Source organism: Nocardia sp. PLKS1-43, from assembly GCF_059510335.1.
The window spans coordinates 202,691-223,367 of sequence record NZ_JCAJZQ010000001.1 but is presented as its reverse complement, the minus strand read 5'-3'; the positions used below and the strand labels follow the sequence as shown (position 1 = coordinate 223,367).

General features: G+C 66.9%; 18 protein-coding genes. 11 read left to right on the top strand and 7 right to left on the bottom strand.

Features of this window, described 5'->3' with window-relative positions; genetic code table 11:
* The first annotated feature begins 11 nt into the window (after positions 1-11).
* On the top strand, positions 12-1,499 hold the full coding sequence (locus tag AC5WS7_RS01015; RefSeq protein ID WP_495952412.1) for a FadR/GntR family transcriptional regulator: 1,488 nt from the start codon (positions 12-14) through the stop codon (positions 1,497-1,499).
* 144 nt (positions 1,500-1,643) lie between these two features.
* A complete protein-coding gene (locus AC5WS7_RS01010) occupies positions 1,644-2,507 on the top strand; it encodes a mycofactocin-coupled SDR family oxidoreductase (protein WP_495952411.1) in 864 nt (287 codons plus the stop codon).
* A 107-nt stretch (positions 2,508-2,614) separates the two neighbouring features.
* On the opposite strand, the gene AC5WS7_RS01005 is transcribed toward AC5WS7_RS01010, so the two are convergent.
* The 3 genes from AC5WS7_RS01005 to AC5WS7_RS00995 are packed head-to-tail and all read right to left on the bottom strand — an operon-like array spanning position 2,615 to position 5,568.
* A complete protein-coding gene (locus tag AC5WS7_RS01005; RefSeq protein ID WP_495952410.1) occupies positions 2,615-3,091 on the bottom strand; it encodes a VOC family protein in 477 nt (158 codons plus the stop codon).
* A gap of 2 nt (positions 3,092-3,093) precedes the next feature.
* Positions 3,094-4,293 (bottom strand): cytochrome P450, encoded by a 1,200-nt coding sequence (locus AC5WS7_RS01000; protein WP_495952409.1) that lies wholly within the window; start codon positions 4,291-4,293, stop codon positions 3,094-3,096.
* 42 nt (positions 4,294-4,335) lie between these two features.
* On the bottom strand, positions 4,336-5,568 hold the full coding sequence (locus tag AC5WS7_RS00995; protein WP_495952408.1) for a CaiB/BaiF CoA transferase family protein: 1,233 nt from the start codon (positions 5,566-5,568) through the stop codon (positions 4,336-4,338).
* Between the two features lie 211 nt (positions 5,569-5,779).
* Here AC5WS7_RS00995 and AC5WS7_RS00990 point away from each other — a divergent pair, with 211 nt between their 5' ends.
* From AC5WS7_RS00990 to AC5WS7_RS00965, 6 genes are all read left to right on the top strand, one after another.
* A complete protein-coding gene (locus AC5WS7_RS00990) occupies positions 5,780-7,099 on the top strand; it encodes an acyl-CoA dehydrogenase family protein (protein WP_495952407.1) in 1,320 nt (439 codons plus the stop codon).
* Between the two features lie 5 nt (positions 7,100-7,104).
* Entirely contained in the window at positions 7,105-7,839 is a 735-nt protein-coding gene (locus AC5WS7_RS00985) for an SDR family NAD(P)-dependent oxidoreductase (protein WP_495953699.1), read from the top strand.
* Positions 7,840-8,338: 499 nt separating this feature from the next.
* Entirely contained in the window at positions 8,339-9,523 is a 1,185-nt protein-coding gene (locus AC5WS7_RS00980) for an NAD(P)/FAD-dependent oxidoreductase (RefSeq protein WP_495952406.1), read from the top strand.
* A gap of 28 nt (positions 9,524-9,551) precedes the next feature.
* On the top strand, positions 9,552-9,746 hold the full coding sequence (locus tag AC5WS7_RS00975) for a ferredoxin (protein ID WP_495952405.1): 195 nt from the start codon (positions 9,552-9,554) through the stop codon (positions 9,744-9,746).
* A 22-nt stretch (positions 9,747-9,768) separates the two neighbouring features.
* On the top strand, positions 9,769-10,992 hold the full coding sequence (locus AC5WS7_RS00970) for a cytochrome P450 (RefSeq protein WP_495952404.1): 1,224 nt from the start codon (positions 9,769-9,771) through the stop codon (positions 10,990-10,992).
* 59 nt (positions 10,993-11,051) lie between these two features.
* The gene (locus tag AC5WS7_RS00965; RefSeq protein WP_495952403.1) at positions 11,052-11,885 is read left to right on the top strand and encodes an SDR family NAD(P)-dependent oxidoreductase; all 834 of its coding nucleotides are present in this window, start codon (positions 11,052-11,054) and stop codon (positions 11,883-11,885) included.
* A gap of 70 nt (positions 11,886-11,955) precedes the next feature.
* Here the strand turns inward: AC5WS7_RS00965 and AC5WS7_RS00960 are convergent, their stop codons facing one another.
* Positions 11,956-12,543 (bottom strand): TetR/AcrR family transcriptional regulator, encoded by a 588-nt coding sequence (locus tag AC5WS7_RS00960; protein ID WP_495952402.1) that lies wholly within the window; start codon positions 12,541-12,543, stop codon positions 11,956-11,958.
* Between the two features lie 12 nt (positions 12,544-12,555).
* On the opposite strand from AC5WS7_RS00960, the gene AC5WS7_RS00955 reads away from it, so the two are divergent.
* Positions 12,556-13,980, top strand: coding sequence for an amidohydrolase family protein (locus tag AC5WS7_RS00955; protein WP_495952401.1), 1,425 nt, complete (start codon positions 12,556-12,558; stop codon positions 13,978-13,980).
* A gap of 129 nt (positions 13,981-14,109) precedes the next feature.
* Here the strand turns inward: AC5WS7_RS00955 and AC5WS7_RS00950 are convergent, their stop codons facing one another.
* From AC5WS7_RS00950 to AC5WS7_RS00940, 3 genes are all read right to left on the bottom strand, one after another.
* Entirely contained in the window at positions 14,110-15,357 is a 1,248-nt protein-coding gene (locus AC5WS7_RS00950) for an ABC transporter substrate-binding protein (RefSeq protein ID WP_495952400.1), read from the bottom strand.
* 75 nt (positions 15,358-15,432) lie between these two features.
* Positions 15,433-17,109: a thiolase C-terminal domain-containing protein gene (locus AC5WS7_RS00945; RefSeq protein WP_495952399.1), complete on the bottom strand. Its 1,677-nt coding sequence runs from the start codon at positions 17,107-17,109 to the stop codon at positions 15,433-15,435.
* A gap of 19 nt (positions 17,110-17,128) precedes the next feature.
* On the bottom strand, positions 17,129-18,622 hold the full coding sequence (locus AC5WS7_RS00940; RefSeq protein WP_495952398.1) for a class I adenylate-forming enzyme family protein: 1,494 nt from the start codon (positions 18,620-18,622) through the stop codon (positions 17,129-17,131).
* Between the two features lie 182 nt (positions 18,623-18,804).
* Here AC5WS7_RS00940 and AC5WS7_RS00935 point away from each other — a divergent pair, with 182 nt between their 5' ends.
* Positions 18,805-19,578, top strand: coding sequence for an enoyl-CoA hydratase/isomerase family protein (locus AC5WS7_RS00935; RefSeq protein WP_495952397.1), 774 nt, complete (start codon positions 18,805-18,807; stop codon positions 19,576-19,578).
* Positions 19,575-20,579 carry an LLM class flavin-dependent oxidoreductase gene (locus AC5WS7_RS00930; protein ID WP_495952396.1) on the top strand — a complete coding sequence of 335 codons (1,005 nt, stop codon included), beginning with the start codon at positions 19,575-19,577 and terminating at the stop codon, positions 20,577-20,579. The genes AC5WS7_RS00935 and AC5WS7_RS00930 overlap by 4 nt, the downstream gene beginning before the upstream one ends.
* The last annotated feature ends 98 nt before the right edge of the window (positions 20,580-20,677 follow it).

The following is a 20,677-nucleotide window of genomic DNA, read 5'->3' as shown; positions in this document are numbered from 1 at the left end:
AATGGGCCCACATGTCGACCGCCGTCGAGTTCGACCCCGCTGACCCCGGCCCCGAGTCCGGGGTCGAATCCGGCCTGCCCGTAGGCAAACTCGCCGCGCAGGTCGCGCGGCAACTCGAGGAGACGGTCATCCGCCGCGGCTGGCCGGTGGGTGAGCTGCTCGGCTCGGAGGTGGGCCTGCGCGAGCGGTTCGGAGTGAGCCGGGCGGTGCTGCGCGAGGCGGTGCGGCTGGTCGAACATCACCAGGTCGCGCGGATGCGGCGCGGCCCGAACGGTGGCCTGTTCGTGTGCGCACCCGATGCCGGGCCGGCCACCCGGGCCATCGTGATCTACCTGGAGTACGTCGGCACCGGCGTGGACGATCTGCTGGAGGCGCGGCTGCTGCTCGAACCGCTCGCGGCCCGCCTCGCCGCCGATCGCATCAGCGAGGACGGAATCACCACGCTGCGTGCGCATCTGGACATCGAGCAGAGCCTGCTGGCCGAACCCGCCATCCTGGACGACCCGCTGCATACGCTGCTCGGGCAGATGTCCGGCAATCCGGCATTGCATCTGTTCATCGATGTGCTCACCCGCCTCACCGGACGATACGCACACACCTCCCGGCGCATTTCGCGGACCGAGATGCTGGCCGCGAAACGCGACTCGCACCGGGACCACCGCGCCGTGGTCGAGTCGGTGATCGCGGGCGATGGCGCCCGCGCCGAGACGCTGCTGGGCAGACACCTTGCGGGAGTGTCGGATTGGATCGACAAGCATCGCGTCCGCCGGGGGACGCGGATCGCGGGAGCGGTGATCGAACCCGAGATCGTCGAGGGTCCGCGCGCCAAACTGGCCGAGGTCGTCGCCGCCCGCATCCACGACGACATCGCCGCGCGCGGTTGGCAACTCGGCATGGTGCTCGGGTCCGAAGCGGATCTGCTGTCCCGCTACGAGATCAGCCGCGCGGTCCTGCGCGAGGCGATCCGCATCCTGGAATACCACTCCGTGGCCCGGATGCGCCGAGGTCCGGGCGGCGGGCTGATCATCTGCTCGCCCGAACCCCAGGCGAGCATCGATACGATGGCCCTGTTCCTGGAGTACCAGGGCGTGAGCGCCGACGATCTGCGTCTGGTGCGCAATGCGATCGAGCTGGGCGTCGTCGCGCGTGTGACCGAACATTGCGCCGCGCAGGACAACGACACCGCGGACCGGCTCACCGCGGCGGTCCGCTGGCCGGTCGAGGGGCCGACCGGCAATCCGCGCAAGGCCGATCTGTTCCACGCCGAATTGGCCGCGGCCGCAGGCAATCCCGTGCTCTCGCTGTTCGGGTCGATCATCACCGAACTGTTCCGGCGGCACGCGGCCGCTCACGATCAGATGCTGCCGGGCGACAGCGCCGCCGAGGAGGTGCGGCAGGTGCACCAGCACATCCTGGACGCGATCCGGGCCGGTGATGCGGGACTGGCACGTCACCGGATGCGGCGTCATCTCGATGCGCTGAGCCACTGGTGGCATTGATTCAGTTGACTCAACCGCATCTCACTCAGCGGAAATTTCCGAAACTATCGCCGAATACTCTCCCACTGAACCGTATTGAGAATACTGAACATGGGCGATGTCACTAGGCTCACAAGGCAGCATTCGGATCGGAAGGAGCCTGCCATGGGGCGAGTTCAGGACAAGGTCGTGTTCATCACCGGCGCGGCGCGAGGACAGGGTCGCGCCCACGCGATTCGCCTCGCGGCAGAGGGTGCGGACATCATCGCCGTGGACATCTGCGCGGATATCGACACCAATCCCTATCCCCTGGCCCGGCGCGAGGATCTGGACGAGACCGTCCGCCTGGTCGAGAAGGCGGGCCGCCGCGCGGTGGCCCGGATCGTCGATGTTCGCGATCCCGCCGCGCTGAAGTCCGCGGTGGACGACGGCGTCACCACCCTCGGCCGATTGGACGCGGTCGTGGCGCAGGCATCCATCGCGCCACTCGGAATCGACCGGGGCACACAGGCATTCATCGATGTGGTCACTGTCGGCTTCAACGGCGTCGTGCACGCTGTGCAGGCCGCCCTCCCACATCTCACCGAGGGCGGTTCGATCATCGCGACCGGCTCGATCGCGGCACTGGCCACCGCCACCACCGACAACCCCGCACTCGGTCCGGGCGGCCTGGGCTACTCCTTCGCCAAGCGGACCGTCGCCTCGTTCGTCCACGATCTCGGGACTGTGCTGATGCCGCACAAGATCCGGGTCAACGCCATCCACCCCGCCAACGTCAACACCGACATGTTGCACAACGAGGCCATGTACCGGGCGTTCCGCCCCGACCTCGAGCATCCGGTCCGCGAGGACGCCATGCCGAGCTTCCCCGCGACGACCGGGATGGGCAATCCGTACGTCGAACCGGAGGATATCGCCGATATGGTGCTGTTCCTGGTATCCGACGAGTCCAAGTGGGTGACGGGTATGCAGATGCGCGTCGATTCGGGCGGCTACCTGAAGAAGCGTCCGCAGCAGCCGGTCTTCTGAACGCCCGCTGCACGACGAACCCCCTGTCCCACAGTGGATCGCACTGTGGGACAGGGGGTTTCGTTACGATCGGGTGCGGTCGGCACCCGATCACGACGACCGCGAGGTCACTGCGGGGTGCGCTCGCGAAGATATTCGGCCAGATCCGGGATCCTGGTGCGATCCACGATCTCGAACCGCAGACCGTCCGGTGACATGTGGAAGGCGAACACGGACGGGGTCTCGCCGTTGAACGCGTCGGACACCTCCCGCGCGTATCCGCCCTCCTCCAGCTGTTTCGAGGTGGCAGCCACATCGTCACAGAAGTAACCGAGGTGATGTGTGTGGGAGTTCGGCGTCGCCGACCAGAACGACCCCGGAATCTCCTGGACGAGTTCGATGCGCGGAGCGTCCAGCGAGTACACGTACCGCATCCCGAGCGTGCGAATCTCCCCGTGGGCGTCGAGCACCGGCACCTCGGCGGTGAGGTCGACGGTCCAGCGGTACCCGGCCAGCTCGCTCATCCGCGCCTTCGCCGCGTCCAGATCCGGCACCACGATGCCCGTGTGATAGAAATCCGCCGCCTTCAAGATGTTTGCCGACACTGTCACCATTCCAATCGCAATGTGGTGAGACCGTACATGTTGCCGGTCTCCTGAAGGTCCTGCCCGGGAGCGAGCCGGTAATCGGGAATTCGCCTGTGCCACTCTTGCACCGCGACATTGAGTTCCAGCCGGGCCAGATGCGAGCCCAGGCACCGGTGCGGTCCGGAACCGAACGCGACGTGATCGACCCTGGTGCGTTCCAGGTCCACCTCGAGGGGGTTGTCGTACCGCTCCGGATCACGGTTGGTCACCGACAGGGGCAGCATCACCATCTCGCCCGATTTGATCGGGCAGCCGCCGACCTCGGTGTCGCGCACGGCTTTCCGGGCCGGGATGACCGGCGAGTAGACCCGCAGGATCTCCTCGACCGCGGTGCCGATCAGCGTGGGGTCCGCGACGACGGCCCGGCGCTGTTCGGGATGCGTGGCGAAGTGGTAGTACGACCAGCCCAGCGTGATCGGGACCGTGTCGAAACCCGCCTGGAACAGCAGCAGGCACAGCGCGTGCAGATCGCTGTCGCTGATCGCCTCGTCGCCCACCGACCAGGTCATGGCGCGGGAGATCAGATCCTCGCCCGGACTCTCGCGCCGCGCGCTGATCTGTTCCTCGAAGTACGCCGACACCTCGTTGATGGCGCGCAGCTGGCGGCTGCTGTCGGGATCCTGCTCGTAGGTCAGGTGCAGGATCTCGTGCACCCAGTTCAGGAATCGGTCCAGATCCTGCTCGGGCAGCCCGAGCATGCCCATGAAGACCTTGGTGGGGAACTTGCGGGTGAATTCGTCCAGCACGTCGACCGATCCGTGCTCGGGCAACGCCTCGATCAACTCGACCGCGATCCGCCGGACCTCGTCCTCGCGAGCCGCGGTCGTCTTCGGGGAGAAGTCCGCGCCGAGCAGCCGCCGCCACTGGGTGTGCAGCGGCGGGTCCAGCATCTCGGGAATCCACAGGAACTCCGGGTCCGGATTGAGCGCGGTCACCGAGGTGCTCGAGAAGGTGCGCCAGTCCTGCAACGCCTGCTGGATCGCCGGCCCGTCGGTGACGACCCAGAATCCATTCGCGACGGTGCTGCGGAATCCGTCGTGGCTCGCGGCCATTCGATCCCAGTGCTGCTGATGGCTCAGGACCGGGCCGGGGACGCGATTGTCGAAGTGGTAGGCGGGCACACCCTCATAGGTGCTCCCGCCCTCGACTGCGGTTGTCATAGGTGACCCCCTTGGTTGGTCGAACGGGCGGCGGGACGATCGTTACGTGATCGCGCCGTCGATCTTCAACGCGATGAGTTCCTCGTCGGTCAGGCCGGTCTCGCGCAACACCTCGTCGGTGTGCTCGGCGAACTGCGGCGCGCGGGTCAGGGTGGCCGGAGTCTGGTCGAATTGCACCGGGTTGCAGACCAATTCGCGCTCGACACCCTCGGCGTCGACCACACCGGCGATCAGGCCGTTGGCCCGCAGCGACGGGTCCTGACCGACCTCCCAGGAGTTCTGCACGGTCCCCCACTGGCCCTCGCCCTGGCTCAGCAGCTCGATCCACTCGGCGTACGGGCGGGCCGCGATGATCTCGGCCACGATCTCCGCGGCCTCCGGCGCGTTGGCCATGATCTTCTCGGTGGTGTCGAACCGCTCGTCGGTGACCAGATCGTCGCGGCCGACCAGCTTGCAGAACTCCGGCCAGTAGCGGCCCGGTTGCAACATGGACAGCTCGATCCAGCGTCCGTCGGAGGTGCCGTACGCGCCGATGAGCGGATTGGTCGCCGAGCCGTAGCGGCGCGGCGGGTTGGGCGGCAACGGGCCGCCGTTCATCAGGGCGAGGTTGACGGTGAACTGCGTGGCCCAGGCGCCGACGCCGAGCAACGAGACGTCGACCACCGAGGGTTCGCCTGTCGTCGCGCGCTTGTACAGTGCGGCGGAGATACCACCCGCGATCGTCAACCCGCCGAGCGAGTCACCGTATGCGCCCGCGGGCATCCGGATCATCCGGTCGGCGTCCGGCGGGGTCACCCCGGCGGCGCTGCCACCGCGCGCCCAGAAGGCGGTGCTGTCGTAGCCGCCCTTGTCCGCCTCGTCACCGCGCTGGCCGAATCCGCTGCCCCGCACGTAGATGATGTTCGGGTTGATCGCCCGGATGTCCTCGAGTTCGATGCGCAGCTTCTTGCGGGCCTCGGGCAGGAAGTTGGTGAGGAAGACGTCGCTACCGCGCACCAGGTCCTCGAAAACCTTTCGTGCGGAAGGCTTCTCCAGCGCGATGCCGACGCTGCGCTTACCCCGGTTGGGCCCCTCCATGATCGGGAAGAAGGAGGATCCCTCACTGGTCGCCGCGTAGCCGAGCACTCGGCTCAAGCCGCGCTGACCGTCACCGCGTTCGGCGTGTTCGACCTTGATGACATCCGCACCCCAGTCCGCGAGCACCGCGCCCGCCGCCGGGACGAAGGTGAACTGCGCGACCTCGAGCACGCGCACGCCTTCCATCGGTCTCTGCATCGGGGGAACTCCTTCGCCGGTCGATCCGCTGAATCCTGAACAGGACACGCAATTATTCACCTGCCATGAACCGCGCGCGGATTTTCCGCCCATCCAATGGGATATCCCAGAAGACCGCATGCGGTGCGGTTCCGACGACGAGGACAGGACTTGTTAAAGAGTATACTTTTTGGTAACGATTGGCCGGACTGCTGAACCCCTCGGAGGACCGATGCTGGATTATTCGATCGAACCGGAGTTCCAGGCCAAACTGGACTGGGCCGCCGAGTTCGTCCGGACCGAGGTCGAACCCCTCGACCTGCTGTTCCCACACGGCGGTGACCCGTACGACACTCGCAACGAGAAGGCGCGTGCCATCCTGAAACCGTTGCAGGAGCAGGTGCGAGAGCAGGGCCTGTGGGCCTGCCACCTCGGCCCGGAACTGGGCGGACCCGGATACGGTCAGGTGAAACTCGCCTACCTCAACGAGATTCTGGGCCGTTCCTACTGGGCGCCAACGGTTTTCGGAACCGCCGCACCCGATACCGGCAATGCGGAGATCCTCGCGATGTTCGGCACCCAGGAGCAGAAGACCCGCTATCTGCAGCCGCTGCTGGACGGCGAGATCGTCTCGACCTTCTCGATGACCGAACCGCAGGGCGGCGCGGACCCGAAGGAATTCGTCTGCCGCGCTTGGCGGGACGGCGACGAATGGGTCATCGACGGGGAGAAGTGGTTCTCCTCCAACGCCCGCTACGCCGCGTTCCTGCTGGTCATGGCCGTTACCGATGCCGAGGCAGCACCGCACCGGCGGATGTCGATCTTCATCGTCCCCGCCGAGACTCCCGGCATCGAGATCAAGCGCAACGTCGGCACCATGGACGAGCGCGACGAACTGGAAGAGGGCATCCACGCCTACATCCGATACCACGAGGTCCGGGTGCCCCTGGACGCGATGCTCGGCGGGCCGGGTGATGGATTCAAGGTAGCGCAGGCGCGGCTGGGCGGCGGACGCATCCATCACGCCATGCGCACGGTCGGCAAATGCACCCGCGCCTTCGACATGATGTGTGAACGCGCGCTCTCCCGCCACACCCAGGGCACCGTGCTGGCCGAGAAGCAGGCGGTGCAGCAATTCATCGCGGACTCCTGGATCGAATTGCAGCAGTTCCGGTTGCTGGTGTTGAACGCGGCCTGGGTCATCGACACCCAGCCGCACGGCGCCGCCCGCACGCAGATCGCCATGGCCAAGGTCGCCACGGCCAAGGTGCTGCACGACATCCTGCAGCGCGCGGTGCACGTGCACGGTTCGCTCGGCACGACCAACGAACTGCCGCTGGCGAAGTGGTGGATGGCCGCGCCGAACCTCGCCCTCGCCGACGGCCCGACGGAGGTGCATCGCACGACGGTCGCCAAGCAGCTGCTGAAGAAATACAAGCCCGCCGAGGGACTGTTCCCCAGCGAGCACATCCCGCCGAAGCTCGAGGCGGCGCGCAAGCGCTACGCGCACATCATCAATGACGACAGCCTCTCTGGCGGGGTGAACGCGTGACGGACATGTTCGACCTGTCCGGCAAGGTCGCCCTCGTCACCGGCGGCAGCCGGGGCCTGGGGTGGCAGATGGTCCGCGCGTTCGCCGAGGCGGGCGCCGACGTGGTGATCGCCAGCCGCAAGTTCGACGCCTGCGAGGTCGCGGCGAAGGAGATCCGGGAGCTGGGCAGGCGCGCCCTCCCGGTGGCCGCGCACGTCGGCCACTGGGAAGAGATGGACGGCCTCGTCGACGCCGCCTACAACGAGTTCGGCAAGGTTGACATCCTGGTCAACAACGCCGGCATGTCACCGGTGGCGCCCTCGTCGGAAGAGACCACCGAGGACCTGTTCGACAAGGTGCTCAGCGTCAACTTCAAGGGCCCGTTCCGCCTGGGCTCCCTGATCGGCCGCCGAATGGCCGACGGCGAGGGAGGCTCGATCATCAACATCTCGTCCTCCGGCGCCCTGTTCCCGCAACCCAGATTCGGCCCCTACGCCGGAGCCAAGGCCGCACTCAACGCCCTGACAACGGTTTTCGCCATGGAGTACGGCCCCAAGGTACGGGTCAACACCATCTCCGCGGGCCCCTTCCTGACCGACATCTCCAAGGCATGGGCCCCTGAGAAGCGGGAGATCACCCGCAGTGCGCTGGGACGCCCAGGCGATCCTGCCGAAATAGTCAGCACCGCACTGTATTTGGCCAGCCCGGCATCCAGCTACACCACCGGATCGCTGATCCGGGTGGACGGCGGCCTGTACTAGTCCAGTTGCCCCGGACCGGGACCGGTTCCGAGTCCGGGGCACCGGCGAAATTCCACCGCCTTCCCGATCGGTGTAGGTCGATTTACGCCCGAATTCCGATCGGGCGCAAGCTTTTTCCGGTCACATGTCGATATTCCGGCCCCGGCGACACTACCTCCACCACATCCGAGGTCATCAGCTTGCGCCGGTAGTCCACAGCTGTCGGATGTGTTGCGCACCAGCATCATTCGCGGTGTTCGACGCACCTCCAATTACCTGGATACGCCTCTCGGCGGCCCATATTCGATAGCTATAAGATAGCTGCTTCTACTTTCGGCCCCTGCCACACGTAGAGACCGGCTGTTTCGCTAACCGCACGGACACCGTGCATCAGGCTCCAAGGTCAGGGTGTAGTCAGCTACACCATCGGTTCGGGACTGCGCTCTCTCGTTGCCGGGCCCTCCCACAAGGAATCGTATTCATCAGCACTTCAACGCTACGAATCCGAAGGAGAACCCCGATGAAGGTACCCGCCAGCGTTCTGGTTGTCGGCGCCTCGGCCGCCGGACTGTCCACCGCGGAAGCGCTGCGGCGCAATGGATATAAGGGTTCCATCACTCTGCTGGGCGCCGAGCCCGAGATGCCCTACGACCGCCCGCCGCTGTCCAAGCAGGTACTGGCCGGCGCGTGGGAGCCCGAGCGCGCTCGGCTGCGCCCGGAGGATCACCTGTCGGGGCTGAATGTCGATTTCATCCTCGATGATCCCGCGGTGAGCCTGGACGCCGAGCGCCACATCGTGCACACCGCGTCCGGCGCGTCGGTGCACGCCGATGCCATCGTGATCGCCACCGGCGTGCGCGCTCGCGCCCTGTTCAGGGCCGATGCGAGTGCGGGTGTCCACGTGCTGCGCACCCTGTCCGATTCCCTCGCACTGCGTGCGGATCTGCTGACCTCGAAGCGGCTGGTGGTCGTCGGCGAGGGCGTGCTGGGATCCGAGATAGGCGCCACCGCACGACAGGCGGGCCTGGACGTGACCATCGTCGGCCCGCTGGCCGCGCCGATGGCCGGCCAGCTCGGCCCGCGGATCGCGACCATCCTCGGCGAATTGCATACCGAGAACGGCGTCGCACTGCGGCTGGGAACCGGCGTCGCCGACCTGAAGTACCAGGACGGCCGCGTGGCCGGAGTGGTCCTGAACACCGGCGAGGAACTGCCCGCCGACGTGGTCGTGGTCGCCGTGGGCGCGACGCCCGCCACCGAATGGCTCGACGGCAGCGGCCTGACCTTGGACAACGGGGTCGTGTGCGACTCCTTCTGCCAGGCCGCCCCCGGCATCTACGCCGTCGGCGATGTCGCCCGCTGGCACCACGATCACGTGGGCGCGCTGGTTCGGATGGAGAATCGCACCAACGCCACCGAGCAGGCGGCCGCCGTCGCGGCCAACATCCTGGGCGCCGAGAAGCCCTACACCCCGATCTCCTACTTCTGGACCGACCAGTTCGACGCCAAGATCCAGGTCCACGGCACCCTGCCGGCGGACGCCGAGGTCGAATTCGTCGACGGTTCCCCGGACGAGCGCAAGTTCGTCGCCCGCTACATCCGCGATGGCCGGATCACCGGCGTCGTCGGCTGGAACATGCCCAAGCAGACCCGGATGCGCCGCCAGGAAGTCGTGGACGCGCAGACCGCCCTCACAGCCCGCTGATATCAGCCAATCACTCTGGAGAATTGCCATGAAAGTATTCATCGATCAGGACAAATGCGTCGCCTGCGGCACCTGTGTCGGCGCCGCGCCCGAGGTGTTCGACCAGCGCGACGAAGACGGCGTCGTCATCCTGCTGGACGCGAATCCGCCCGCGGACCAGGACGACAAAGTCCGCGAGGCCGCCGCTGTCTGCCCCGCACTAGCTATCACCTTCCAGGGATAACCAGCTCGCGAAAGGCATGATCATGTCTGATTCCCCGATCTACCTCCCCGAATTCCCCGTGGTACGAACCGGCGGCGGCTGCCCCTTCGACCCGCCCGAGCAGCTGCGCGATCGGGCCGCGCAAGAGGGACCGATCTCCCGGGTGCAGATCTGGGACGACAGCGTCCACTGGCTGGTCACCGGCCACGCCGAACAGCGCGCGGTGCTGTCCGACCCGAACATCAGCGCCGATGAGACCCGTCCCGGTTATCCGCATCAGAACGCCGGAATGGCCGGAACGCTCGACCATCGGCCCCCGACCATCTTCAACAGCGACGCGCCCGAGCACACCCGGTTCCGCCGGATGATGACCTTCCCGTTCACGGTCAAGAAGGTCGAGGCGATGCGCGCGGTGATACAGAAGATCGCCGACGACCTGATCGACAAGATGCTGGCCGGGCCGAAGCCGGTCGATCTGGTCACCGCGCTGGCGCTGCCGCTGCCCTCGCTGATGATCTGCGAACTGCTCGGCGTGCCCTACGAGGACAAGGAGTTCTTCCAGAAGCACGCGGCCATGGCCGTCAATTCCAAGGCCACACCCGAGGAGAACGGCGCCTCCAGCGAGGCGATCCTGGAATACCTGGCCGGCTTGATCACCGCCGGCATGGACTCTCCCGGGGCGGGCTGGATCTCGGATCTGGCCGAACGGGCGAAGGCCGGCGAGGTCACCGTCCACGAGGCCGCGCAGATGGGTGTCGTACTGCTCATCGCCGGATTCGAGACCAGCGCGAACATGATCGCCCTCGGCACCCTGGCGCTGCTGGAGCACCCGGACCAGCTGGCGATATTCCGCGACAGCGAGGACCCGAAGGAGATCGCGAACGGCGTCGAGGAGATGCTGCGCTATCTGTCCATCGCCCAGCACGGCCTGCGCCGCATCGCCACCGAGGACGTCGAGATCGGCGGTCAGCTGGTCAAGGCCGGAGAGGGATTCGTCGTTCCCCTGCCGATCGCCAACTGGGACCCGTCGGTGTTCCCGGAGCCCGAGAAGCTGGACCTGCACCGTTCGGCCCGCGCCCACCACGCGTTCGGGTTCGGTATCCACCAGTGTGTGGGCCAGCAGCTGGCCCGCGTCGAGCTGCAAGTGGTGTACGGCACGCTTTATCGACGCATCCCGACCCTTGAACTGGCCACCAAGATCGATGATATCGAGTTAAAAGACGCGGCCTTCGCCTACGGCGTAAACGCGCTGCCGGTTACCTGGTAAGTCACCCCCCCCCGCGGAAACGCACTTCTTGTTCTCGTACTCATGGAGGAGCCATCATCATGGCGAATGAACTGGCCCGCAAAGTCGCCATCGTCACCGGTGGCGCGCAGGGAATCGGCCTCGCGACGGTCGACACGTTCGTGGCCGAGGGCGCCAAGGTCGTCATCGCCGACATCAACGCGGAGGTCGGCGCCGCCGCGGCCGCGAAGTACGGCCCCGAGGTCGAGTTCAAGCAGACCGACGTCGCGGACGCGGACCAGGTCGCCGCGCTGGTCGACTTCACCGTGGAGAGGTTCGGCGGCCTGCACATCATGGTCAACAACGCCGGTATTCCGACCCCCATGTACGGCAGCATCCTGGACGACCCGCTGGACAAGTTCCACCGCGTGATGGCGGTCGACCTGCTCGGTGTCATGCTCGGCACCAAGTACGCCGCCAAGTACATGGCGGCCAACGGCGGCGGATCGATCATCAACACCACCTCGATCGGCGGCATCATCGCTGGCCGCAGCCAGGCGACCTACCGTGCCGCGAAGGCCGGCGTCATCCACTTCACCAAGTGTGCCGCGATCGACCTGGGCGAGCACCTGGTCCGCGTCAACAGCATCGCGCCCGGCGGCATCCCGACCGACATCCTGGGCAGCACCATGACCGACCTGGCCGACGCCGAGGCGGCCACGCTGCAGATGCGTCAGGTCATCCGGTCCATCCGGCCGCTGACCCGCGACGGCAACGCCAACGACATCGCTCAGGCCACGGTGTTCCTCGCCAGCGACAAGTCCGCCTACGTCTCGGGCATGGTGCTGCCGGTCGACGGCGCCATCATCGCCGGTAACGCGGGGAACAACTTCTCCGAGATCAAGGACGCGCAGGAGGAGACGGCGGGCGTGTAGGGTCCGCGACTCCGCGAAATCGAAAGCGGCTGCCGCCGAGCGGATCTCGCGCATCCGGGCGCGAAGGCGTTCACACCGCCGCGCGTGCGCCTTGAACCCAGCTGTCGAGCAGGTGGACCGCGACACCGAACAATGCGGGCACGTCCTGTGTCGCCGGGTCGACCTCGAGCAGGGCCTGTATGACGCCCGTGATCGACGCGCCCACCAGGGTGACGACGAAGTCGTCGGCCTCCAGGCCGAGTTCCTTGGCCAGCTTCACCTTCATCGCGTCATAGGTCTGCGTGCCGACATCGCTGGAAACGTTGGCCAGCTGCGGGTTTTTCAGGAACATCGCCCGCCGCAGGGCCAGCGATTCGGACTCCTCGAACAGCTCGTGCTCGACGAAGCGGATGAGCAGCTCGATCACGGTCTCACCGTCACCGGACTTGTCGAGCATCGCCTCGAGCCGACGTGCCGACGCGTCACCGGAGGCCAGCGCCAGATCGAGTTTGGTCGGAAAGTAGATGGCCACGGTCCGCGGGGAGACCTCGGCCGCGGCGGCGATGTCGGCAACGGTCGTCGCGTCGTAGCCGTGCTCGGCGAACAGCCTCATCGCAGCGCGTTCGATGGTGGCGCGACGGCGCGCACGGGTCCGCTCCCGGAGGCTCTTCTCAACCATGGCCGAAGTCTAATGGAACCGCATATTGCAGTCGACGGCAAATTTACAGTAGGCTGCAATGTGCGTGGGGTCACAGGATCCGGCACCCGTCACATGCAATCAAAGGGGCTGTACATGGCCAAGGAATTCATCGTCTCCGGCGACAGTCACGTCGTCGAGCCGCTCGATCTGTTCACCGAACGTCTCCCGAAGAACATCCGCGATCGGGCGTTGACGCAGACCGAATACGAGCTGGACGAGCCGCTCGTACCGGGCGGTCACACGATCTTCCGCACGGTGCACGCGCCGGGCTACGAGGGCTGGACCGTGTCCCGCTACCGCCAGCACACCGGCTCCATCCCGGATTGGCAGCCGGACAAGATCATTCGGGACCTGGACCGCGACGGCGTCGATGCCACGGTGCTGTTCTCCAACTTCGCGCTGTTCGTCACCTACACCGACGACCACGAGGTCGCGATGGCGCACACCAAGGTCTACAACAACTGGGTCGCCGAGACCTACCTGCCGTACAGCAACCGCCTGGTCCCGCTGGCGTCGATCCCCACCACGGACATCGGCGACGCGGTCAAGGAGATCGAGCGCGCGGCCAACATGGGCCTGAAGGGTCTGTTCCTGCCCGAGCACCCGCAGCCGCTGCCGTACTGGCACGACGCGTACGAGCCGGTGTGGGCCGCCGCCGAGGCCACCGGCCTGCCGATCTTCTTCCACCTCGCCGCAGGCGGCGCGAACACCAAGACCGGTAACTCGATCACCGGCGACAACGTCAAGGGCATCCTCACCGCCATGGCGATGGGCAAGCACGCGGAGCTGACCAACGAGCTCCTCGCCATGCGCACCGGCGGTGGCGGCAACTCCAGCGGTTCGGTGCCGATGCGCATCATCTCCGAACTCGTGGGATCCGGCGCCTGTGAGCGGCACCCGAACCTGCTGTTCAACATGATCGAGTACAACGCCGGCTGGCTCGCCCACTTCATGTCGATGATGGACAAGGGCTGGCGCACCGGCACGGGCCAGGACGCCAACTGGTGGATGGGTTTCACCGAGAACGGCAAGCCGATGACGGTGACCGATGCCGACGGCAACGAGGAAGAGCTGTTCGGCCAGCTGTTCAAGATCAACGACCGGTGGCCGCACCCGCTCAAGCCCAGCGAGTACGTCCAGCGCAACATCCGCGTGCAGTTCGCCGACGACCGGATGGCCGTGCAGGCCCGGCACATCACCGGCGTCGACACGATCTACTGGGGTAGCGACTACCCGCACGCCGAGGGCACGTTCCTGGGCAGCCAGGCCGTGATCGAAGAGCAGATGTTCGACGTGCCGGCCGAGGACCGCGCGAAGATGCTCGGCAAGACACTGGCCGACATCGTCGGCATCGACTCCTCCAAGAAGCACGCGCCCGACACTCACCCGGACGCGCTTCCGATCCTCGTCCACTGAGTCTCGCGGTGGGGTGCGCGACGCAACAGTCCGGCGTCTCACACCCGGCCAGGGCGAGGTAGGGGGCAGATGTACTGCACCCCCGGCGGTCTCACCGCCGGGGGTGCATTCGGTTTACTCGGCTTCGGTTTACTTGGCGTTGACCGTCACGCCCGGGATCTGCGTCCCACAGACCGGCGAGCCGTTCGGGTCCGGCACGAAGGTGGTGCCGCGCAGGATGGTTATGAAGGTGCAATCGCCGGGGCCACCAACGGAATACGCGTGTGGATCCTCGAAATCGGTTGGCTGGGTGAACAATCCACCGGCCGTCCAGGTCTTGTCCGGGCGCAGGGCGCTGATGAACTGTTTCTGGGTCGCGGTGCATCCGGCCCTCTCCAGGCCGTGCAGCAGCAGATCCGCGCTCAACCAGCCGACAGCCTGGGAAAACGACGGGATACCATTGGGGGCGCCCGCGTACTTCTGCAGGGCATCCGCCCACGCCTTGGTCGCGGGGGTGTTCAGTTCGACCGGTGCGTAGGAGGTCATGAATCCGACGCCCTGGGCGGGACCGATCGCGGGCGGGGAGTCGAGCAGTTCGGACCCGTAACCCGTTGCCAAGAGCACGGACTCGAGCTGGACCCCGGCCTGGTGCAGACCGGTCACCAAGGCGAAGGCGGTGTCGGGATTGATCGGCGCGTACAGCACATCGGCGCCGGAGTCCTTGATGCCCAGGACCGTCGCGCCGACATCGGTGGTGCCCAGTTGCAGACGCTCGTTGACATAGCCGCGCGCCAGCCCGGCATGTTCGGCCGATACCGCCGCCCCCTCGGCGGCCTTGGAGGAACTGGGCACGTTGTAGCCCACGACCGCGACCTTCGTGCCGCCGAGCTTCTTCCAGTAATCGCCCAAAGTCGTTGCCGCGCTGTTCCAATCGTCATTCGACATGGCCGGGAACAAGTTCTCGAACTTCGGATTCGCCCACTGTGCGCCCGCGTCGAATGCGCCACCGATGAAGGGGGTGGTCCGGGCCTGCGTCCCCGCGTACTGGCCCGCACCGAAGAAGAAGCTACTCGCGGGCAGGACCGCGTACACCTTCTCCTGCTGTACGAGTCGCTGGGTCGCGGTCAGCGCACCCTGGGGTGTGGATTGATCGTCGGCCATGACGACGTCGACCTGCCGGGCGGCGCATTTCCCGCCCGCGGCCTTGTACGCGGCCAGGCGCGCCTTCACCCCGCTCTCGGTCTGTGCCCAGTGCGCGACCGAGCTGCCGCTGAGAGAGGTGAGCACGCCGATCTTCAGCGGCCCGTTGGGGTCGTTCGCCCCGGCCCCGCCGCCACAGGCGGACACGAGCAGCGCCACAGAACACAGTCCTGCGGCGATCGCACGGAATCTGCGCATCTGATTTCCTCCGTTCCTCGCCCGGCGACAGTGCCGGACGGCCTATCTCGACATCTTTCGGGGGCGCGAAGCGGACTAGGCGCCGCGCAACAGCAGCGCGGCCCCGGGGGCACCGCCTCCGCTGGTCACCACGGCGACCCGCGCATCACGCACTTGGCGGTCTCCCGCCGTGCCGCGCAACTGCAGGATCGCCTCCCGGACATGGCCGAAGCCGTGCAACCGGCCGGCCGAGAGCTGACCGCCGTGCGGATTCAGAGGAAGACGTCCGTCGAGCGCGATCGTCCGCCCTTTGTCGACGAAATCGGTCGCGCCGCCCGGCTCACAGAATCCCAATCCCTCCAGCCAGGACACGGCGTTGAAAGTGAACCCATCGTAGAGCAGAGCAAGGTCGACATCGTCGTGTTTCAACGATGTTCTGGTCCACAGATGCCGGGCCGGGCCCTGCGACTGCGGCTCGTGCGCGAAAGTGTCCTGATCCCAGCTCAATCGCTCGAGGATCTGGGTGCCGACCGCATCGACCAGAACGGCCGGATGCGGACGGTCCGCGATGGTGTCGACGGCCGAGACGATCACCGCGACCGCGCCGTCCATCGGAACGTCGCAGTCGTACAGCCCGAACGGCGTGGACACCATCCGCGCGTCGAAATAGTCGTCGAGCGTGAGCGGATCCCGGTACACCGCTTCGGGATTGCGCACCGCGCCGGCCCGGCTGGTGACCGCGATCGCGCCCAGCAGCGAACGATCCGCGCCGTAACGATGGAAATAATGCGAGGCCTGCATCGCGATCCAGTTCGCCGCGGACATCGCGCCGAACGGCGCGCGCTCGGCCATCATCCCGGCGGCCCGGCCCGGCTCCGAGGCCAATTTCCCCGACCGCACCAGCGCCGAATTCGTCGACTCCCAGGAAGTGTGGAAGCACAGCACGTGACGGCACAGCCCGGAGGCCACCGCCAGCATCGCGGCGATGATCGCCCCGGCCTGTCCCGGAGTGTCGCCGACGGCGTTGATCCAGGTGGGATGCAGTTGCAGCGCCTCGGTCAGGGGCACGATCCCGCCCTCGGACATACCGGGCGGACCACTGCGACCCGGATACGTCGACAGGCCGTCGACATCGTCCATGCTCAGCCCGGCGTCCTGGACGGCCGCCCGGCACGCCTCGACGGTCAGTTCCACCGGATCCACCATCAGGCGGCGTCCCACCCGAGACTGACCGACACCGGTCAGCGCAACCTTGTCCTCGAATTTCGACGTCGAGGCCATCGGCCGCACGGCACCCTCGAGGGAACGCGGCTCCGGCAGAGAAGCCTTCTCGCCCAAGCAATCCGGGTCGGGTTCGAACAGCGGCAGGTAGATCTGCTCGGTGTCCGGACCCGTTCGTTCGAACAGCACGCGCACCGGCATCCCGACGTACACGTCACCGGGCTCGCAGTTGACGATGTTCGTGGTCAGGCGCGCGCCGTCGTCTTCCTCGAGCGCGACGATCGCGACCACGTAAGGCGGCGGGAAGGCGGGCAGCCACTGCTGGTGATTGACGGTGAAGCCCAGCACCACACCGCGTCCGGACACCGCGTCCGCGCTCACCTCGGCGCTGTGGCACACCCGGCACAGCGGAAGCGGCGGATGGGTGTAGGCCCCGCACTCGTGGCAGTGCCGGATACGCAGCACACCGTCCGCACCGGAGGCCCAGAATTCCTCGGTGGCCATCGTGGGCTGCGGGACCGGGCGGACGATCGGTGGATTGTTCTCGGTCATGGCCGTATCTCCCTGCGCCCTAGGACCGCTCGGCGTTCAACGCGGCGACGATGTCGCGGCGCACCAACTTTCCCGTGACGGTGCGCGGGAGTTCCGGCCAGAAACTGATCCGCTCGGGAGTCTTGGAGCCGCGCAAGGCTTTTCGCACATCGGCGCGAAGGCCGTCGGCATCCGGTTCGGCGCCCTCCCGGGCCACCACGACCGCCTCGATCCGCTGGCCCCACTCCTCGTCCGACACCCCGACCACGACCGCGTCGAGCACGTCCGGATGCCGCAGCAGCACATCCTCGATCTCGGCGGGCGCGATGTTCTCCGCGCCGCGGATGATCGTGTCGTCGGCGCGGCCCTCGATGAACAGGTAACCATCGGTGTCCAGATGCCCCTGATCGCGGGTGTCGAACCAGCCCTGCTCGTCGGTGGAGCTACCCTGTCCGGCGTATTCACCCGAAACCTGTTCGCCCCGAACCCAGATCCGCCCCGACCTGCCCGGCTCGACGATCGCGCCGGACTCGTCCCGGATCTCCAGTTCGATTCCGGGCACCGTGCGTCCGGCCGAGCCGAGGCGCGCGCGCACACCCGGGTCCTCGCTCGTGATCGCCTCGCGGTGATCGTCGGGACCGAGTACCGCGATGGTCGAGGAGGTCTCGGTCAGGCCGTAGGCGTTGACGAAGTCGACATGCGGCCATTCCCGCAGCGCGGTCTCGATCACCCGGCTCGGCATGCTCGCGCCGCCGTAGGCCAGGGTGCGCAGCGACGGCGCGGACCGAGGCAGATCGGGGGCGTCCATGATCCGGGCGAGCATCGTCGGCACGACCATGGCGTTGGTGACGCCCTCCGAACGCACCAGATCCAACCAGCTCGCGGGGGTGAACTGCTCGAGGGTGAGTACGCGACGTCCGGCGAACAGGTTCGTCAGCACATTGGACACCGCGGCGATGTGATAGGGCGGCACGCTCATCAGGGCGGCCTCGTCCGGTTCGGCTCCGGCGAATTCCACCGTGCCCAGGACGTACGACACCAGATTGTGGTGCCGCAGGACCACGCCCTTGGGGGCCGAGGTGGTGCCGCTGGTGTAGATGAGCACGGCCGGGGCGTCGGTCTCCACCGGCTCCTCGCCGGTATCTCCCGCGGCCGCGGTCTGCTCGAGCCATTCCGCCGTGCTGCGCGTGCTCAGGCCGGCCTTGTGCAGCGCGTCGGCCTGTTCGGGATCACAGATGCCCAGTGCGCGTGGATGATTCGCCAGCAGTGCGGCGAGTTGATCGGCGCCCAGACGGTAATTGGCCGGGACCAGTGGAACCCCGGCGCGCGCCGCGGCGAACAGGGCGACCTGGAAGGCCGGACCGTTGACGGCGAGGTAGACGACCGAATCGGCATCACTGTCCCGAATCAGGCGGGCCCCGCCGGCGGCCAGTTCGCGTAGCCGCACCGGCGTCAGGCCGTCCACGCTGCGGCCCACCACCGGCCGGTCGCCGAATCCGTCGGCGGCCATGTCCAGCAACATAGAGACATTCACCCCGAGAAGAGTATACGACTTTCGACTCCCCGGGCATGATCTTTCATTCTGCGGGACGCCCCGGTCATGGCCGCCTACCATGCCGGTATCACCTTCCATCTAGGTCGCCGAGCGTTGCCGAACCACCCCTGGTCGTCTTAATTTATTACACTGAATGAGTCTGCCGACGAGAGAGTTCGCCAATGAACCCGACAACCGTGCTGTTCGACGTGGCCGAGCACATCGCCACGATCACGCTGAACCGGCCCGAAGCGATGAACAGCTTCAACCAGACGATGCTCGAGGAGTTCACGCAGATCTGGCAGCGGGTGCGCGAGGACGACGACATCCACGTCGTGGTGCTGCGCGCGGCGGGTGATCGCGCGTTCAGCACCGGCATGGACGTCAAACAGGGCTTCGACCGGGAGCAGAACGTCTGGTCGCAGACCGATCCCGGAGAACGCCTGTCCCCCAAACTCAATCAGGTCTGGAAGCCGGTGATCTGCGCGGTCCAGGGCATGGCCGCGGGCGGCGCGTTCTACTGGCTGAACGAGGCCGACATCATCATCTGCTCCGAGGACGCGACCTTCTTCGACCCGCACGTGAGCTACGGCCTGACCGCGGCCCTCGAACCGATCGGCCTGGCGCGGCGCATCCCGCTGGGTGAGACGTTGCGCATCGCGCTGCTGGGCCTGGACGAACGGGTGTCGGCCGAGCGGGCGATGCAGATCGGCATGGTCAGCGAAGTGCTTCCGCGCGAACAACTCTGGCAGCGAGCGCACGAGCTGGCGCAGATCATCGCGGCCAAACCGGCTGCCGCCATTCAGGGTACGGTCCGCGCAATCTGGGAATCGTTGGACTCCACCCGCACTCACGCGCTGCGCACCGGGCTGTCGTACTGTCAGATCGGCAATCCGATCGGCAAGGCCGAGGTGGATCGCGCCACCGTCACCCGGCCGAAGTGGACGCTGCGATGAAATTCGGCATGTCCTGGGCGGGACGCGAGGTCGCCCGCGAGGCGGAGCAGGCCGGTATCGAAGCCTTCGTCACCGGTGATTTCGTCGATCACGACGCCTATCTGAATCTGGCCGAGATGGTCGCGAGCACCGAGCGGGCCATGGTCGGCCCGGCCATCGCCTATGCCTTCGCCCGCACTCCCTACGCCCACGCCACCGCGATGCGTCAGCTGCACGCGCAGGCCCCCGGCCGCCTGTTCCTCGGGCTGGGCAGTGCGGCCTTCCGGATCAACCGGGACTGGTTCGGCGTGCCCGCCGACAAGCCGATGGCCCGCATCGCCGAGACCGCGCAGGCCGTGCGCGCCTGGTTGCACGCGGAGAACGGGCAGAAGGTCCAGTACTCCGGTAAGTACTACGAGATCGACGCCGATGTGCGCGCGCCGGTGCTGGGACGCCTGGACATTCCGATCCTGCTGGCCGGATTCAACGCGGGTATGGCCGCCACCGCGGCCCGGGTCGGCGACGGCATCATCGGCCACGGCCTGTTCACCGGATCCTGGTGGAACGAGGTGGTGCGGCCCGCGACCGCGCGCGGTGCGCACGAGGGCGGGAACGATCGCGTTCCGCTGGAGCACGGCTGGATCATCACCGCGGTGAACGACGCGGAACCCGAGCGCGCGATCCTGGACGCGCGGCGCATGATCGCGTTCTATCTGACGGTCAAGACCTACGATCCATTCGTCGAACATCACGGCTGGCAGGGACCGGTCGAGCGGCTGCGCACGGCGTTCCGGGCCGGTGATATGACGGCCATGGCCGAAGCTGTCACCGATGAGATGCTCGGTGAGATCGCGATCTGCGGTACCACCGCCGATGCCCGCGCCGCGCTCGCTCGGCGCGCCGACGGCCTGCCGCGCGACATCGGATACCTCGCTCCCCCTTCATATCTCGTCAGCGGCAAGCGCCGCGCCGCGTACGCTCGCGCCAGTCTCGCATTGATCGAGGATCACCCGAGGTCGTAAGTCCCGCCGGGTGTGGCCTTCGCGCGGCGAGCATGGGCCACACCCGCGAGTACCGCATCTCGAACGCCGACGGCACCATCGAGATCGGTTCGATCCCG

Coding starts and splice junctions, on each gene's coding strand:
- AC5WS7_RS01015 (WP_495952412.1), top strand. CDS start 12: ATGTCGACCGCCGTCGAGTTCGACCCCGCTGACCCCGGCCCCGAGTCC.
- AC5WS7_RS01010 (WP_495952411.1), top strand. CDS start 1,644: ATGGGGCGAGTTCAGGACAAGGTCGTGTTCATCACCGGCGCGGCGCGA.
- AC5WS7_RS01000 (WP_495952409.1), bottom strand. CDS start 4,293: ATGACAACCGCAGTCGAGGGCGGGAGCACCTATGAGGGTGTGCCCGCC.
- AC5WS7_RS00995 (WP_495952408.1), bottom strand. CDS start 5,568: ATGCAGAGACCGATGGAAGGCGTGCGCGTGCTCGAGGTCGCGCAGTTC.
- AC5WS7_RS00990 (WP_495952407.1), top strand. CDS start 5,780: ATGCTGGATTATTCGATCGAACCGGAGTTCCAGGCCAAACTGGACTGG.
- AC5WS7_RS00985 (WP_495953699.1), top strand. CDS start 7,105: ATGTTCGACCTGTCCGGCAAGGTCGCCCTCGTCACCGGCGGCAGCCGG.
- AC5WS7_RS00980 (WP_495952406.1), top strand. CDS start 8,339: ATGAAGGTACCCGCCAGCGTTCTGGTTGTCGGCGCCTCGGCCGCCGGA.
- AC5WS7_RS00975 (WP_495952405.1), top strand. CDS start 9,552: ATGAAAGTATTCATCGATCAGGACAAATGCGTCGCCTGCGGCACCTGT.
- AC5WS7_RS00970 (WP_495952404.1), top strand. CDS start 9,769: ATGTCTGATTCCCCGATCTACCTCCCCGAATTCCCCGTGGTACGAACC.
- AC5WS7_RS00965 (WP_495952403.1), top strand. CDS start 11,052: ATGGCGAATGAACTGGCCCGCAAAGTCGCCATCGTCACCGGTGGCGCG.
- AC5WS7_RS00960 (WP_495952402.1), bottom strand. CDS start 12,543: ATGGTTGAGAAGAGCCTCCGGGAGCGGACCCGTGCGCGCCGTCGCGCC.
- AC5WS7_RS00955 (WP_495952401.1), top strand. CDS start 12,556: ATGGAACCGCATATTGCAGTCGACGGCAAATTTACAGTAGGCTGCAAT.
- AC5WS7_RS00950 (WP_495952400.1), bottom strand. CDS start 15,357: ATGCGCAGATTCCGTGCGATCGCCGCAGGACTGTGTTCTGTGGCGCTG.
- AC5WS7_RS00945 (WP_495952399.1), bottom strand. CDS start 17,109: ATGACCGAGAACAATCCACCGATCGTCCGCCCGGTCCCGCAGCCCACG.
- AC5WS7_RS00935 (WP_495952397.1), top strand. CDS start 18,805: ATGAACCCGACAACCGTGCTGTTCGACGTGGCCGAGCACATCGCCACG.
- AC5WS7_RS00930 (WP_495952396.1), top strand. CDS start 19,575: ATGAAATTCGGCATGTCCTGGGCGGGACGCGAGGTCGCCCGCGAGGCG.